Origin of the sequence: Streptomyces sp. NPDC006487, assembly GCF_042870555.1 — a bacterium.
GTDB lineage: Bacteria > Actinomycetota > Actinomycetes > Streptomycetales > Streptomycetaceae > Streptomyces.
Map to the genome: position 1 here is coordinate 487,534 of NZ_JBIAHN010000003.1, position 14,935 is coordinate 502,468.

The following is a 14,935-nucleotide window of genomic DNA, read 5'->3' on the forward strand; positions in this document are numbered from 1 at the left end:
GAGCCCGAGGGCCCGGGCCGCACGAGGGCGGCCCGGGCCGGTCATCGCCGCGAGGGCGTCAGCTGATGGTCCACTGCTGGAGCGTGCTGCCGTTGTCGGGCTGCTGGGTGGCGAGTGCGCCGTTCCCGGTGGAGGCCGTGGTCAGGAGCAGTCCGCTCGCCACGGAAGTGACGGTATGGGTGCCGTTCGCCTGCCGGATGACGTTCCAGCGCTGATTGGCGCCGTTGCCGCAGGTCCATTGGACGATCTTCGCTCCGGTGCTCGTGGAACCTCCTTCGACATCGGCGCACAGGCCGGACTCGCTGTTCCTGAGCGCGTAGGTGCCGTCGGCCTGCTGGGTGAAGGTCCAGTTCTGGTTGGCGCCGCCGTTGGCCGTCCAGGTGATGAGCTGGGTGCCGGGGGTGGTGCTGTGGCCGGGGTTGTCGAGCGCCTTGCCGCCGGCGGTGAGGGTGTGGGCTCCGCTGAAGGAGGCCGTCACCCCCCAGCTGAACCCGGCCGTGCCGCTGGCCGTGCCGGAGGTGGCGGTGACCGTCACCGTCGAGCTGCCGGGGGTGGTGGGGGTGCCGCTGATCAGGCCGCCGGGGCTGATGCCCAGTCCGGCGGGAAGCCCGGTCGCCGTGAAGGTCAGCGGCTTGCCGGCGGAGTCGGTGGCCGCGAGCTGGAGGGAAGCGGCCTTCCCCGAGGTGCTGTTCTGGCGGCCCGGGTTGGTGACCGTCACCGTCTCGGGGGCCTGACCGGTCGGGGTCAGGGTCAGGGTCTGCTCTCCGTTCGTACGGGTGCCTCCGACCGCGTTGCCGGTGGCGTTGGTCCAGCTGCGGGTGGGGGTGGTCTCGGAGGGGCGGGCGGAGTCGGAGGAGAGGCCGATGACGAGGCCGCTGTACCGATTGACGATCTTGAACGCGCCGGTGGGCGTACCGTCGCCGGGTGAGGTGCCGCGGATGACGAACCACTGCTGGCCGACGGTGGGACCGCCGGTTCCGGCGGCCGTGACGGTGGGCTTGGTGCCCCAGGCGCGGGTGCTCGTGGCGGTGGCGCCCACTCCCAGGAGCCCGCCGGTGGCGGAGTTGGCGATGCGGTGGGAGCCGTCGCCGTTCGAGGTGAAGAGCCACGACTCCAGCCCGGAGCCAGTGCCGGCGGGGAGCGAGGTGGTGGCGGCGCTGCCGGAGACCTGGGCCAGCACCCGGCCGCCCGCGTTGGCGATGCGGTACGCCTTGGAGGTGTCGACCGGGGCGGCCGGCGCGGTCGTGTTGATCGTCAAGTTGACGTACTCGCTGCTGGACCCGCCGGAACAGCCGAAGGAACAGTAGGAGCGGAAGTCCTTGCCGACGATCGTCGAGCTGGTCTTGTTGCCGCTGTCGAGGAACCAGCGGTACCAGGAGGCGTTCTTGTGGCTGCCGGTGTCGCCGAGCTTGAACCACTTCTGGGTCGTGAGGTCCGCGGTGGCGTAGATCTCCTGCGGGGCGTTGCCGCTCTGGTCGACCGCCTGGGGCTCGCCGATGTACAGGCCGAGGTGGGCGTTGTAGGTGATGTCCATGACGAACAGCGGGGAGGTAGGGGGCGTCAGACCGGCGGCGACCTGCTGGCTCACGGAGCCGCTGCTGGCCGGGGCGTACTCCTTGGCCGGCGGGGTGTAACCCGTCGTGCTGCCCGAGCCCACGGGGACCATGTTGCTCTCGCGGCCGCCGACTCCGGGCTGGGACCAGGCGCCGTCGTACCACTTCTGCCAGGAGCCGGGCGCCATCTTCCCCGATATCGGGGCGCGGGCGACGTGCCCGTAGAACGCGGCCCAGCCGCCGCCCTTGTTCACGATGCGGGAACCGTAGAAGGCGTAGAAGTAGCCGGATCCGGTGTCCACGAAGAGCCGCTGGTCACCGGTGCCGTAGTGGTACGTCTGCTGCGGGAATGCGGCGGTGTCGCCGCGCTTGGTGCTGTAGGGCGAGGTGATGACGTGGTCCTTGACGGCCCACGTCCGGCCCTGGTCCGTGGACACGGCGTAGTCGATGCCGTCGTAGTGCACGCCGTCGCCGAAGGGCTGAGGGGTGAACTCGTTGTGCACCAGCCCGTACCAGTCGCCGGTGTCCGGGTCGACCCACACGCCGGCGAGGTCGCAGTAGTTGCGGTGCGCGTAGCTCGACCCCGACGGGGCCGCCGTCGATTCGCGCCCGGTCGGGCTGTTGTTGCAGCGCCAGGTCGTGTCGTTGTTGCGGTCGTTGGAGTTGGCCGGGTTGACGGCGTCGCTCAGGGCACCGGTCCGGGTGGCGGAGTCCATGGTCGTGCCGGTGTAGAAGGTCCACTTGCGCGGGTCCGAGGCGCCGTAGAGGGCGTGGGCCTGCTGGAAGTAGAAGGTGCCGTCCTTGTCGATGTACGGGCCGGCGGGGGTGTCGTCCGCGTAGGTCCAGGAACCCTTGGCGCCGACCGTGACGGTGTACGTGGCGGCTGCCGGGTCGGCGGTCGGGGCGGCGGATGCGGTGGGCACCGCCAGTGCGGCGCCTGCGGTGGCGAGCAGCGCGGCGGCGGCCAGAGCCCCGGCCAGTCTGCTTCTTATGGTGGTCACGAGTACTCCCTGGTCGAAGGAGCCGGGTTGGCGGCTCCTGTGATGGGTCCGGCGTCCGTCTGGACGGCGGTCGTGAACGGGGCCGCCGCGGCGCGGCCCGGGTGCGGGGCTCCGGCCAGAACGCCCAGGAGGCGCGCGACTTCCGCGGCGACCTCCTCGCGGGCCGGTGCGATGTACTTGCGGGAGTCGCTGACCCCCGGCCGGCGGTCCAGCTCCCGCCGGACGGTCGCGGAGAAGATGCCGTTGAGGTGGGTGGAGACGTTGACCTTCGTCATCCCGGCCGCCACGGCCCTGGTGAGGTCCGCGTCCGAGACCCCGGACGAGCCGTGGAGGACGAGCGGTACGCCGGTGCCGGCGCGCAGTCGCGCGATGAGGTCGAAGTCCAGGACGGCATCGCGGGTGGCCATCGCGTGGGAGCTGCCGACCGCCACCGCCAGGCAGTCCACCGCGGTCGCTTCCGCGAACTCCCGCGCTTCCTGCGGGTCGGTACGGACGCCCGGTGCGTGGGCGCCGTCCTTTCCGCCCACCTCGCCGAGCTCCGCTTCGACGAACACGTCGGCCCGGTGGCCGAAGTCGGTGACCGCCCGGGTCGCGGCGACGTTCAGCGCGTACGGCAGGGCGGAGGCGTCGAACATCACGGACGTGAAGCCGAGGCGGACGGCTTCGTGCACCAGGTCCTCGGACTCGGCGTGGTCCAGGTGCAGGGCGACCGGCACCGCGGCCTGCTCGGCCAGGGCCAGTGCGGCCCGGCCGATCGGGGCCAGGGAACCGTGGTAGCGGACGGTGTTCTCGCTGATCTGGAGGATCACCGGCAGGTTCGCCCGCTCCGCTCCCTCGACGATGGCTTCGGCGTGTTCGAGCTGAACGACGTTGAAGGCTCCGACGCCCCGGTTCCGGGCGTAGGCGGGGGCGATGATCTCGTCAGTTGCCGTCAGAGGCACGGGGCGTCTCCATGGTCACGGTGGTGCGGAACCGGTCGTACAGGTCTCGGCGGAAGTCACCGGCGAGGGGCGCCGCGACGGCGGCCGCAGACAGCGCCACGGCGTCGCGCAGTACGTACGGCCAGGGCAGGCCGACCGCGAGGCCGGCCGCCAGAGCGGCGACGCAGGCGTCGCCGGCACCGGTGGGGTTGCCGCGGAGAAGGGCGGGCGGGCGCACGCGGTGGTGTCCTTCGGGGGTGAGGGCGTACAGGCCTTCAGGGCCGGCTGAGGCGATGACCGTCCGGGCTCCGTGCGCCTGAAGGTCCGCCGCCGCCTGCGCGAGATCGGACCGGCCGGTGGCATCGAGGATTTCCGCCGCGTTCGGCTTGATCACGTCGGGGTGCGCGCCCAGGGCGGCGAGCAGGGCGGGACCGCTGGTGTCGAGTACGGTGACGGCCCCGGCGGCACGGGCCGTCGCCACCAGTCCCGCGTACGTGTCGCACGGCAGGCCCGGCGGGAGGCTACCGGCGAGGACCACGACCCGGGCCCGCCGGGCGAGTTCGGCGAACCGCCGGGTGAAGGCGGTCCATGACGGCGGGTCGACGGGTGGCCCGGACTCGTTGAACACGGTGGCGTCGCCGCTCCGCCCGCAGACGACGGTGACGGTCCGCCGGGACTCTCCCCGGACGGACACCAGCGCGTCCGTCACCCCGGATGCCCGCAGGTCGTCGCGGAGGAGCTGCCCGGTCGTCCCTCCCACCAGCCCGGTGACGAGCACCGGGTGGCCCAGGGTCGTCAGGACGCGGGCCACGTTGATCCCCTTGCCGCCTGCCCGTTCCACGGTGCGCTGGACGCGGTGGGTGGTATGGGGTGTCACCTCGTCGACGAAGTAGGTCACGTCCAGCGCGGCGTTCAGCGTGACGGTGAGGATCACGATGTCCCTCCCCTCCTGCTGACCGTCCCGCCGACCGGCTCGACGACCCTCCCGGCGAAGCGCGTGATGACCGTTCCCACGGCTGCCGGAGCAACTGCCGAGCCGGCGCCGGCGGCTTCCCAGCCGAGCAGGCCGGCTCCCAGACAGCCGGCCTGCGCTCCGAGGGCCGCCTGCACCAGCTCCGGTCGCCGTTGACAGCTCAGACGACCGTCGAGTGCGACCCGGAGCGGGTCGAGCAGGAGGCCACCGGCCCGGGAAAGTCCCCCGCCCACCACGATCCGTTCCGGAGCGAGGACCGTGGCGCACGCGGCGAACGCCTCCGCCAGTGCTCCTACCGCGCGCTCCCACACGCCGCGCGCCTCGGGATCGCCCTGGGCCGCCAGCGCGGCGACCTCTTCGGCCCCCTCGACCTCCCGCCCCGACCGGGCGGTGTAGGCGGAGGCGATGGCCCGGGCCGAGGCCACGGCCTCCAGACAGCCGCTCCTGCCGCACGCGCACCGCTCGGCCGGCGGGGCGACGGCCAGGTGGCCGAGCTCCCCGGCGTACCCGCCGGCCCTGAGCGGGCGGCCTTCGAATAGCTGGACGGAGGAGATTCCCGTACCGATGGCCACGAACAGCGCGTCATCGACACCGCGAGCGGCGCCGAGCCTGCTCTCCGCCAGGCCGCCGGCCCTGACGTCGTGACCGATCCTGACCGTGAGTCCCGTCGCGTCCTGGAGCACCGCGGCCAGCGGGACGTCGCGCCAGCCGAGATTGACCGAGTGCACCGCGCACTGCCCGGGCTCGTCGACGATCCCCGGAACCACGACCCCGGCGGCGACGGGTTCCCGGCCGATGCTCCTCGCCTCGGACACCAGACGACGCAGTTGCCGGGCGATCGCGTCGATCACGGCGTCGGGGCCCTGATCGCGCGGGGTCGTTGCGCGTCCGGTCGTCAAGGGCCGCATGCCGCGGTCCACGACCGCGCCCTTCATCGACGTACCGCCCACGTCCAGGGCGATCACGCACGTGCGGCCTCCGGCACGCTCACCCACGGTCGTCGGCCAGCAGCACGGAGCGGCTCAGCGCCCGGGGCCTGTCCGGGTCCAGCCCGCGGGTGACGGCGACGTGGACGGCCAGTCGCTGCGCCCGTACGAGGTCGGCCAGCGGGTCCAGGTCGCCCGGTGCGTCGCCGGATTCGGCGATGCACCGGCCGCCGGTGCGGGCCACGTCGTCGGCGAGACCGTGCGGTGGCCGTCCGAAGATCCAGGTGCCGCGGCCGGGGCCGGCGATGCTGATGGGGCCGTGGCGGTACTCCATCGCCGGGTACGCCTCCGTCCACGCGCCGGCCGCCTCGCGCATCTTCAGCCCCGCCTCCAGGGCGAGGCCGTAGGTCCAGCCGTCACCCAGGAACGTGATCTGTTCCGCCGAGAGCATCCCCCCGGGCAGCGGGGCGGTGACGGCCCGTTCGGCGTCCGCCGCGGCCTGTGCGATGGGGCGCACTCCCGAGGGCAGGGGGCCCTCGTTCTCCAGGTGGGCCCGCAGGAGGGCGAGTTCGGTCGTGGCGAACCTGGTTTGGACGACCGACTCCTCGTCGGCGTACGCGAGCTCGATGACGGCGTCGGCGACGGCGGCCACGGGGGTGTTCGCGTCGGCGGTGACGGTGGTGACCGGCGTCCGGCCCTTCAACCGGGCCAGGAGGTCGACGAGTTCGGTGGTCGTGCCCGAGCGGCTCAACACCACGACACGGTCGTAGTGGCGGCCCACGGGGAAGAGGGAGGCGGCGAAGGCGTCCGTCTCGCCCTGGCCGGCCTCCTCGCGGAGCTCGGCGTAGGCCAGGGCCATGAACCAGGACGTTCCGCAGCCGACGACGGCCACGCGCTCGCCGCGGCGCGGCAGGACGGAGCCGTAGTGGTGGGCCGAGGCCGCCGCCTTGCGCCAGAGGTCCGGCTGGGTGGCGATCTCACGTGCGGTGTGGGAGGTGTACTCGGGTTCCAGGGGTGTGTACATCGGTGCCGTCTTCCTCCGGGGCGTGCCGCGGTCGGCCATCGACCGGCGGCAGTGGTGTGCGGGTGCGGGTGCGGGGCGGTACGGGCGTCGCGTCGCGTCGCGTCGCGTCAGTCGAACGTCTCGATGTACTCCTCGCACGGCCCGAGGCGGGGTGCGTCGAGCAGCTCGACGTGCTCGCCGAAGCGGTCGAGTTCCAGGACCGTCAGGAGGTTGTCCCCCGCGCGCAGCAGGGGGCCCGGCAGGTACAGGGTCGTCTGCGGGCCGACTTCCCAATAGCGGCCGAGGAGCGTGCCGTTGACCCAGAGGAAACCCTTGCCGAAGCCTGGCAGGCTCAGGAAGGTGTCAGCCGGTTCGTCGACGTGCAGGTGCGCGGTGGCGACCCCCCGGCCGTCCGCCGGTCCGGAGGCGGTGGCCGCGTGCGCGAGGTCCTGCGCGCTCCACTCGTCGAGGGGCAGGGAGCGGACGGACCAGCCGTGGACGAGCCGCCGCCCGATGTGCACTCCACCGAGGATGCCCTTGCCCTGCCCGAGCAGCGGGCCGTAGTTGATGCGTCCCTGATTCTCGACGAGCAGGCAGAGCTCGACCGCGGCGCCCGTGCCGGTGACGGGGAAAGACGCCGTCGACTGGTCCAGGACGGTGACGAGGGTGCCGTCGACGAAGACCTGCGCCCGGTCGTGGAGGCCGGTGACCGTCACCTCGTGGCTGCCGGCCGGGACGACCGGGCGTGCCGTGTAGAGGACGAGGCCGGAGGCTTGTCCGAGTTCCTCGAAGCTCGGCGGGTTGGCGGCGTGCAGCGGTGTCGACACCGACCTCAGCGCGTCGAGCAGCGCGGATCCGCGCCGTACGGGGAGTGTGGCGGGGGCCAGCAGGGGCGGGTCCTGCGGCGGCACGGGGACGGGACCCGTGCTGTATGGAGCGAGTTTGCCGCGCAGTGCGTGGAACTTGGCGGTGAGCGCGCCGTGTTCGGCGATCGGGGCGTCGGAGTCGTAGCTGGTGACGGTGGGCTGGAGGGTCGTACCGTCGTGGTTGGCGCCGGCCCACAGGCCGAAGTTGGTGCCGCCGTGGGCCATGTACAGGCTGAGCGAACCGCCTTGGGCGAGGATGCCGTCGACGTCTTCGGCGGCGCTCGGAGCGGGCCGTACGTGATGCTTCTCGCCCCAGTGGTCGAACCAGCCGTTCCAGAACTCGGCGCAGAGGAAGGGTTCCCCGGTACGGCGCTCGCGCAGCAGGTCGGCGGCCTGGTCGGGGCGCGAGCCGAACGTGGCGGCCGCGAGCACGCCGGGCAGGCTGCCGCCGTCGAGCATCAGCGGTGTGGGCCCGTCCGCGGTGAACAGCAGCTCGGATATCCCGTGTGCGACCAGCGCGTCGCGCAACCGGCGCAGGTAGATGCGATCGTCGCCGTAACTGCCGTACTCGTTCTCCACCTGCACGGCGACCACCGGACCGCCGCGTGACGTCTGGCGGGCGGCGATGAGCGGGATCAGTACGCCGAACCAGCGCTCGACCTCGCCGAGGAACTCGCGGTGGCTGCTCCTCGGCCGCATGCCGGGGCGGCCGGTGAGCCAGACGGGCAGGCCGCCGTTGTCCCATTCGGCGCAGATGTACGGGCCGGGGCGGACGATGACGTCCAGTCCGGTCTGCTGGGCGAGGCGCAGGAAGCGCGGCAGGTCGCGCCCGTCGTCGAAGCGGATGTCACCGCGGCTGCGCTCGTGGAAGTTCCACGGCACGTAGGTGTCCACGGTGTTCAGGCCGAGCGCGGCGACGCGCTGGAGACGGTCCTCCCACTGCTCCGGGTGAACACGGAAGTAGTGCAGGGAGCCGGCCAGGATCCGGTGGGGCCGCCCGTGGCGCAGGAAGCCGCCGCCGTCCCAGGTCAGGGCGGGCCGGGGGGCCGGTGTCCGGGAGCCGGGAGCGGGGTCGACGGTGCCGGCGGGCGTGGTGGTGAGGGCGGAGGGGATCATTTGACGGCTCCGGCGGTCATGCCCGCGCGCCAGAACCGCTGGAGCGCGAGGAAGGCGATCAGAAGCGGGGCGATGGACACCAGCGATCCGATGACGACCAGCGGCGGGGGCACCGCGACGTGGCTGGCGTTCCAGCAGACGAGGCCGACCGTGACCGGCTGCAGCCGGTCGTCGCCGAGGACCATGGCGGGCAGGAGGTAGTTGTTCCAGATCTCGACGAACTGGAACAGGAAGATGGTGACGAGGGCGGGGAGCATCATCCGCACCCCGATCGTGCGGAAGATGCGCAGTTCACCGGCGCCGTCGAGGCGGCCCGCTTCGAGTACCTCGTCGGGCACGCCCTGTTCGGCGAACACCCTCGCGAGGTAGACGCCGAAGGGGCTGACCGCGCTCGGCAGCAGGACCGCCAGCGGATTGTCGATGAGCTGGACGCCCGAGAACATGAGGTACAGCGGCAGCGTGAACAGCACCTTGGGCAGCAGGACGGCTGCCATGACCAGCGCGAAGAGCGCCCCGCGGCCCGGGAACTCGTACTTGGCCAGGGCGTAGCCGGCCAGTGCGGAGAGCAGGGTGCCGACGAGGGCCCCGATGCCGCAGTACAGGACGCTGTTGAGCATCCAGTGCCAGAAGATGCCGCCGTCGTGGCTGCTCAGGCGGGCGATGTTGTCGAGGAGCCCGAAGCCGTCGAACCACAGGCCGTTGCCGCTGAACTGCTCTCCGAAGGGCTTGGTCGCCGAGACGAGGAGCCACCAGAGCGGGAAGAGGAAGTAGAACGCGGACAGCCCGAGCAGGGCGAGTACGGTCAGTCGGGCGGCCGGGCGCGTCTCGCGGCGCGGCTTGACCCGGGCGGGTGCTGCGGTCACCGGGGTCATGCACGGTCTCCTCGGCGGGTGAGCTTGAAGAAGATGAGCGATACGAGGCCCACGGCGGCCGCGAGCAGGACGGACTGGGCCGCCGCGTAGGGGTAGTTGCCCGCCGCGACCGCGCTCTGCGCCGACATCAGCGGGGTGAAGGCGGAGGTGATCGATCCGCCGGAGACCGGTTGGAGGACGGCCGGTTCGTTGAACAGCTGGGCCGATCCGATGATCGAGAAGACCGTGGTGAGGACCAGCGCGCCGCGCACCGAGGGGATCTTGATGCTCCAGGCGATCCGCAGTGCGGAGGCCCCGTCCATGCGGGCGGCTTCGAGCACCTCGGCGGGGATGGACTGCAGGGCCGCGTAGATGATGATCATGTTGTAACCGGCCCAGCTCCACGTGACGATGTTGGCCACCGACAGCAGCACGACGTCCTCGTCGAAGAACGGGATCGTGACCGAGAGCGGTTCGAGCAGCCGGTTGAGCGGGCTGGACGTGGAGGAGTACATGAACGACCACACGAGCGCGGCGCTCACACCGGGAACCGCGTAGGGGACGAAGCTCGTCAGGCGGAAGAAGCCGCGGCCCCGGGCCGACTTGGAATCGATGAGCAGCGCCAGTGCGAGGGCCAGCCCCAGCATGAGCGGGACCTGCACGAGACCGAACAGGGCCACCCGGCCGAGCGAGGCCATGAACGCGCTGTCGTGCACGGCGCGCGCGTAGTTGTCCAGCGGGGCGAAGACCTCCGTCGGGGCGGTCAGGCCCAGGCCCGACCGGTGGACGGTGAAGAAGCTGCTGTACGCCGCGTACAGGATCGGTGCGATGTACATGGCCGTGAACAGGACCACGAACGGGGCGCAGAAGAGCAACGGGCTCCGGTGGCGCGAGCGGGGTGCGGGGGCGCCGGACGCACGGCCGGACGCACCGGCGGCGATCGGGCGCCGTTCGGCGGCGCTTACCGAAGGGGAGGCTTGGGTCACGTACGGGGTCCCTCACTGTGGTCGGCCCCACTGGCCCGGCGGGGCCACCGAGGGGCGACGGCGTGCGCTTGTCGGTACCGGGCCGGGGCGGAGGAGTGCCTGCCGCCCCACCCCGGCGGCGGGGTTACGGGGCGACCGTCAGGCCCTGCTTGCGCATCTCGGTCAGAGTGGAGTCCTGCGCATGGCTCAGCGCCTCGGCGATGGTGCCCTTTCCGGTCCACGCCTTGCCGAGGCCGTCATCGAGGTCCGCGACCGTGGAGGTCATCAGCGGCCCCCAGGTCCACCCGGAGGCAACGTCCGGGGCGGCCGCGGCGAAGACGTCGTAGATCCGCTGCCCGCCGAAGTAGGGGTCTTCGTTCAGCTGCGGCAGCCCGAGCAGCCCGTTCGCGGCGGGGTAGAGCGAAGCCTTCTCGACCAGCATGCCGAAGGCGTCCTTGTCGGTTCCCAGCCAGTGGGCGAACTCCCAGGCGGCCGCGGTGTTCTTGCAGCCCTTGAGCACGGCCGTGGCCGATCCGCCGGCGTTGCCGACCTTCTTGTCGCCCTTCTCCCACTGCGGCATGGGAGCGACGGCCCACTGCCCCTCCCCCGCCTTGGCGCCGCCCTTGATGACTCCCGCCTGCCACACCGCCCCCACGACCGTGGCGATTTCCCCGCTGCCGAGCCCCGTGTACCACGCCTGGTCGTACATGGGGGCGCTGCTGATCAGGCCGTCGCCGGCGAGGCCCTGCCAGTATTCCGCGACCTTCTTGTTCTCCGCGGAGGCCATGCTGACCTTCCAGGCGTCCTTGTCGACGGCGAACCAATTCGCCCCCGCCTGCCAGGCGAGCCCGGCGTAGTCGTAGTCCAGGTAGGGCGAGGAGACGAAACGCTTGGGGTCGGAGGCGTGGATCTTCTCCGCCGCCGTCCGGTACTCGGCCCAGGTGGCCGGCGGCTGCAGACCGAGCGAGTCGAACAGCTTCTTGTTGTAGAAGAGGGCCATGGGGCCGGTGTCCACCGGCGCTCCGTAGACGGCATCGCCGAGGCTCACCGCGTTCCAGGCGGCCTTCTGGTAGTCCGACGCGGCAGAGCCCGCGCGCTTGGACACGTCCTGCAGGGCCCCCTGGGCGGCGAAGCTGGGAAGGGTCTCGTATCCCAGCTGGGCCAGACAGGGCGCATTGCCCGCCTTCACGGCGTTCAGCATCTTCTGATATCCGCCCTTCGCCCCGGGCTGCACCGTCTGGTAGGTGACCTTGATGTTCGGGTGGCTGTCGTTGAACGACTTCACAGCGTCCTCGTACCCCGGGGCCCACCCCCAGAATGTTATCGATGCCATCTTGGAGGCCGAGTCCGAATCGGCACCCGAACCGGAGCAGCCGGTGACCGTGAAGGTGAGGGCGAGGGCACCCGCCACCCCCGCAGAACGGATGAATGTGCGCTTCACAGCTCCTCCTGAGTGCCACTGCAGGGGAAATGAGGCGCCCTGCACGGGGCTGCGTATCCGGTGGGCACCGTCGGCGCCGTCCGTCCGACGTGTGCGATGGCCGAAACTATGGCAGAGAATGTTATCGATGCCAATAGGCGTCGTCGATACACACTCCAGTCGACGAAACAGCACGTGAACAGGCATGTGGGCGATACCATTGCCGGGTTGGACGGCACGAGGGGATCCCATGACGAAGCACGGCGAGACCGACAACGGAGCACGGCCCCCGGGCATGGCGGACGTGGCCCGGGTCGCCGGCGTGTCGGCGCAGACCGTCTCCCGCGCGCTCGCCGGGCACCCCAACGTGCAGGAGAAGACCCGAGCCAAGGTGTTGTCCGCGGTCGAGCAGCTCGGCTACCGCCGCAACAACGCCGCCCGCATGCTCTCGTCGGGCCGGAGCCGCACCATCGGCGTCGTGACCCTCCAGACCAGCTTCTACTCCAGGGCGGCCGTTACATCCGGGATCGAGAGCGCCGCCCGTGAGGCGGGCTACGCCGTCAGTACCGCCACCACCACCTCGCTGGACACCTTCGCCATCGAGAGCGCCCTGTCCCGGCTCGCCGACCAGGGCGTCGAGGGGATCATCCTCTCGGTGCCCCTCATCCACACCAGCAGCAGGATCGAGCAGCTCACCCGCTCCACGCCCACCGTCACCATCGACGGCTCGCGCACCGACGCCACCGAGGTCCTCGCCATCGACCAGACCGAGGCGGCCCGCATCGCCACCCGGCACCTGCTGGACCTCGGACACGAGACGGTGTGGCACATCGCCGGCCCCGCGGAGTGGCTGGAAGCGGCGAACCGCCGCGAGGGCTGGCAATCCGCCCTCGAAGACGCGGGCCGCCCCGTCCCGCCACCGCTCGAAGGTGACTGGTCACCCGCCTCCGGTTACCGCAACGGCCTGGTGCTCGCGCGCATCCCGGACGTCACCGCCATCTTCGTCGCAAGCGACGAGATGGCCTTCGGGGTGATCCGAGCCCTGCACGAGGCCGGGCGGCGCGTACCGGACGACATCTCGGTCGTCGGGTTCGACGACATCGAGCTCGCCGAGTACTGCTCACCCTCCCTCACCACCATCGCCCAGCCGTTCCGGCACATGGGGGCCCTGGCCGTGGCCCATCTCCTCCGCCAGATCGCGGCCCCGGGATCCCCGCCCGAGCCGCAGTCGGTCGAACCGCGCCTCGTCGTACGCTCCAGCACGGCGGCCGCACCCGGCAGTTGAGCCCCAGGACTCTCACCGAGACGCTCACCCCGTCTCTCGCGGCGACATCCCCCGCCCCATGTGCCCGTCGCTGATCAACCGCTCCGGGCCGCCTCCTTCACGCGCGCCCTCACCTGGTCCGAGGCCGCGGACTTCCACCTCACGCAGGACCGGGCCGAGGACGCCCCCCAGCCTCCAGCGCGGCCTGCCGACGCATCCCCACGGCGAGGCCCACATCGCTAATCGCCGAAGACTGCTCCGAGCACCAAAGTGAGGGAGCGTCGGTCAATGAGATCATCCGAGTTGCCGCCGTAACCAAGGGCGCCTTCTATTTTCATTTCCGGTCAAAGAATGACCTGGCGGTAGCGATCCCGGAATCGACCCTTCAAGTCGACGGGCTCGTCCCACAGGGAATCAAGCTTCAAGAGGTGGTCGACGCCGGGTTGATCCTGGGCCACAGGATCTCTCGGGACCCGAAAATCATGGCCGCATTGCGCCTGTCACTGACCCATGAGGCGCGCGAGGTTTACGGAACTCCCTGGCCCGAATGGATCAAATTCAACACCGCCCAGCTGAACGAAGCCCAACGACGAGGCGAGAAGCCTCTCTCGACCAGCGGCCCTGAGGGCCTGCGCCCCTTCCATGAAGTGCGTGTGAACCCAGGACGTTTTATGCTGTCTGTCCATAAAAGTGACGATCCTTCGAACTCTCAAATGCACAACGTGACGCAGATAGGTGTGGGAAAGCTCTCCTTTTGCGTGGAAGTTCAACGGTGAGGGTAGGCAGCGCTGGCCATCACTGTTCGATCTTGCAAGGAAGAGTTGTTTTGAATACTTCCACGGCCACTGTCGGCGTCGACCGGCGGGCGTTGACGGCTATTTTTTCTCGGCTGCGAACAGAGGTGGGACAGTCGGATCCGCTGCCCGCCTATCGGCAGCTCGCAAAAATGGGAGAGCTTATCCCGGCGCCCTGGGGTGGATACATTGTCACGTCCTACGCTCTCTGTGACCAGATCCTTCGAGACAAGGCCTGGAGCGTTCCCGACGCCGATTGGCGGACAAACAACTCGGCTCGATGGAATTCACCCGCCTCGCAGCAGATGGCCGCGTCCCTGCCGATGCTCAACCCGCCCCAGCACACGAGGGAACGGCGGTCCCTGGGAAGCCTCTTCCCACACAGCTCACTCGAAATCCTTCGTCCGTCCGTGGAGCGGGCCGTCGACCGGCTGCTCACCGACTTCACGGACCAACTGCGCCATGGGCCGGCCGATTTCCACACACTCGTCAGCGAAGAACTGCCCATCATCGCCATCGGCGAGTGGATGGGGATACCTGCCACCGACTACGGACTCCTGCGCGCCCTGACGCACGACCAGGTTTTCGCGCAGGAGCTCTTCCCCACACCGAGCCAGCTGGCCCTCTCCGATAGCGCCACGAGGCAACTGAGAACCTACTTCGCCGAGTTGATCCGTGCGCGCCGTAAGGAACCTGGGAACGACCCGGTTTCGGAGTGGCTTCGGACCTGGGATGCGTTCGAACCTGACCGGCACCGCGTAGACGAAGCCGTTCACGCTCTCGCGCTCTTCATGATTCTCGCGGCGCTGGAGACAACCTCGCATGTCCTGTCCACGTCGGTGCGCCTGCTCCTCGAATGCCCCGAGCATCTGGAGTCACTGCGCCGTGACCCCGAACTCATCCCGGACGCCCTCGACGAAGTACTGCGCTACGACGCCCCTATCCACATGATCAGCCGTGTGGCCCAGACGGACACCCAGCTCGGAGACACCCTGGTGCCAGCCGGCCACATGGTGCAGCTCATGGTGGGGGCCGCCCATCACGATCCCGCACGCTACCCCGACCCCCATCGTTTCAGCCTCGGTCGCGGAGCGTCCCACCTGGCCTTCGGAGCAGGAATCCACTACTGCGCAGGCAATGCCCTGGCCCGGCTGGAAGCTGTCACGCTGCTCACCTCGCTCCTCAGTCGCTCGATACGGCCGCGCCTGAGCGGGCCCGCACGATGGGCACCCCGCGTAGCCTTCCGACGGATTACGTCCTTGCAACTCACCCTCACCTGACCA

General features: G+C 70.4%; 12 protein-coding genes and 1 pseudogene. 4 read left to right on the forward strand and 9 right to left on the reverse strand.

Features of this window, described 5'->3' with window-relative positions; genetic code table 11:
* Positions 1-58 precede the first annotated feature (58 nt).
* The 9 genes from ACFYM0_RS07410 to ACFYM0_RS07450 form a co-directional block, all read right to left on the reverse strand.
* Complete coding sequence (locus ACFYM0_RS07410; protein WP_388497633.1) at positions 59-2,554, reverse strand: RICIN domain-containing protein; 2,496 nt, start codon at positions 2,552-2,554, stop codon at positions 59-61.
* Positions 2,551-3,495: a ketose-bisphosphate aldolase gene (locus ACFYM0_RS07415; RefSeq protein ID WP_388497636.1), complete on the reverse strand. Its 945-nt coding sequence runs from the start codon at positions 3,493-3,495 to the stop codon at positions 2,551-2,553. The genes ACFYM0_RS07410 and ACFYM0_RS07415 overlap by 4 nt, the downstream gene beginning before the upstream one ends.
* The gene (locus ACFYM0_RS07420; RefSeq protein WP_388497638.1) at positions 3,476-4,408 is read right to left on the reverse strand and encodes a 1-phosphofructokinase family hexose kinase; all 933 of its coding nucleotides are present in this window, start codon (positions 4,406-4,408) and stop codon (positions 3,476-3,478) included. Before ACFYM0_RS07420 ends, ACFYM0_RS07415 begins: the two co-directional genes overlap by 20 nt.
* Positions 4,405-5,412 (reverse strand): ROK family protein, encoded by a 1,008-nt coding sequence (locus tag ACFYM0_RS07425; protein WP_388497640.1) that lies wholly within the window; start codon positions 5,410-5,412, stop codon positions 4,405-4,407. Before ACFYM0_RS07425 ends, ACFYM0_RS07420 begins: the two co-directional genes overlap by 4 nt.
* 22 nt (positions 5,413-5,434) lie before the next feature.
* Complete coding sequence (locus tag ACFYM0_RS07430) at positions 5,435-6,397, reverse strand: SIS domain-containing protein (RefSeq protein ID WP_388497643.1); 963 nt, start codon at positions 6,395-6,397, stop codon at positions 5,435-5,437.
* A gap of 107 nt (positions 6,398-6,504) precedes the next feature.
* A complete protein-coding gene (locus ACFYM0_RS07435; RefSeq protein ID WP_388497645.1) occupies positions 6,505-8,358 on the reverse strand; it encodes a glycoside hydrolase family 35 protein in 1,854 nt (617 codons plus the stop codon).
* A complete protein-coding gene (locus tag ACFYM0_RS07440; protein ID WP_388497648.1) occupies positions 8,355-9,230 on the reverse strand; it encodes a carbohydrate ABC transporter permease in 876 nt (291 codons plus the stop codon). The genes ACFYM0_RS07435 and ACFYM0_RS07440 overlap by 4 nt, the downstream gene beginning before the upstream one ends.
* Positions 9,227-10,195 (reverse strand): carbohydrate ABC transporter permease, encoded by a 969-nt coding sequence (locus tag ACFYM0_RS07445; protein ID WP_388497649.1) that lies wholly within the window; start codon positions 10,193-10,195, stop codon positions 9,227-9,229. Before ACFYM0_RS07445 ends, ACFYM0_RS07440 begins: the two co-directional genes overlap by 4 nt.
* A gap of 124 nt (positions 10,196-10,319) precedes the next feature.
* Complete coding sequence (locus ACFYM0_RS07450) at positions 10,320-11,615, reverse strand: ABC transporter substrate-binding protein (RefSeq protein WP_388497651.1); 1,296 nt, start codon at positions 11,613-11,615, stop codon at positions 10,320-10,322.
* A gap of 229 nt (positions 11,616-11,844) precedes the next feature.
* On the opposite strand from ACFYM0_RS07450, the gene ACFYM0_RS07455 reads away from it, so the two are divergent.
* From ACFYM0_RS07455 to ACFYM0_RS07470, 4 genes and pseudogenes are all read left to right on the forward strand, one after another.
* Entirely contained in the window at positions 11,845-12,879 is a 1,035-nt protein-coding gene (locus ACFYM0_RS07455; RefSeq protein WP_388497653.1) for a LacI family DNA-binding transcriptional regulator, read from the forward strand.
* Between the two features lie 221 nt (positions 12,880-13,100).
* Positions 13,101-13,217 (forward strand): annotated as a pseudogene (locus tag ACFYM0_RS07460) (TetR family transcriptional regulator); the annotation flags it as partial.
* Between the two features lie 69 nt (positions 13,218-13,286).
* A complete protein-coding gene (locus ACFYM0_RS07465; RefSeq protein WP_388497656.1) occupies positions 13,287-13,634 on the forward strand; it encodes a hypothetical protein in 348 nt (115 codons plus the stop codon).
* A gap of 50 nt (positions 13,635-13,684) precedes the next feature.
* A complete protein-coding gene (locus ACFYM0_RS07470) occupies positions 13,685-14,932 on the forward strand; it encodes a cytochrome P450 (protein WP_388497659.1) in 1,248 nt (415 codons plus the stop codon).
* Positions 14,933-14,935: the final 3 nt, after the last annotated feature.

Coding starts and splice junctions, on each gene's coding strand:
- ACFYM0_RS07430 (WP_388497643.1), bottom strand. CDS start 6,397: ATGTACACACCCCTGGAACCCGAGTACACCTCCCACACCGCACGTGAG.
- ACFYM0_RS07435 (WP_388497645.1), bottom strand. CDS start 8,358: ATGATCCCCTCCGCCCTCACCACCACGCCCGCCGGCACCGTCGACCCC.
- ACFYM0_RS07440 (WP_388497648.1), bottom strand. CDS start 9,230: ATGACCCCGGTGACCGCAGCACCCGCCCGGGTCAAGCCGCGCCGCGAG.
- ACFYM0_RS07455 (WP_388497653.1), top strand. CDS start 11,845: ATGACGAAGCACGGCGAGACCGACAACGGAGCACGGCCCCCGGGCATG.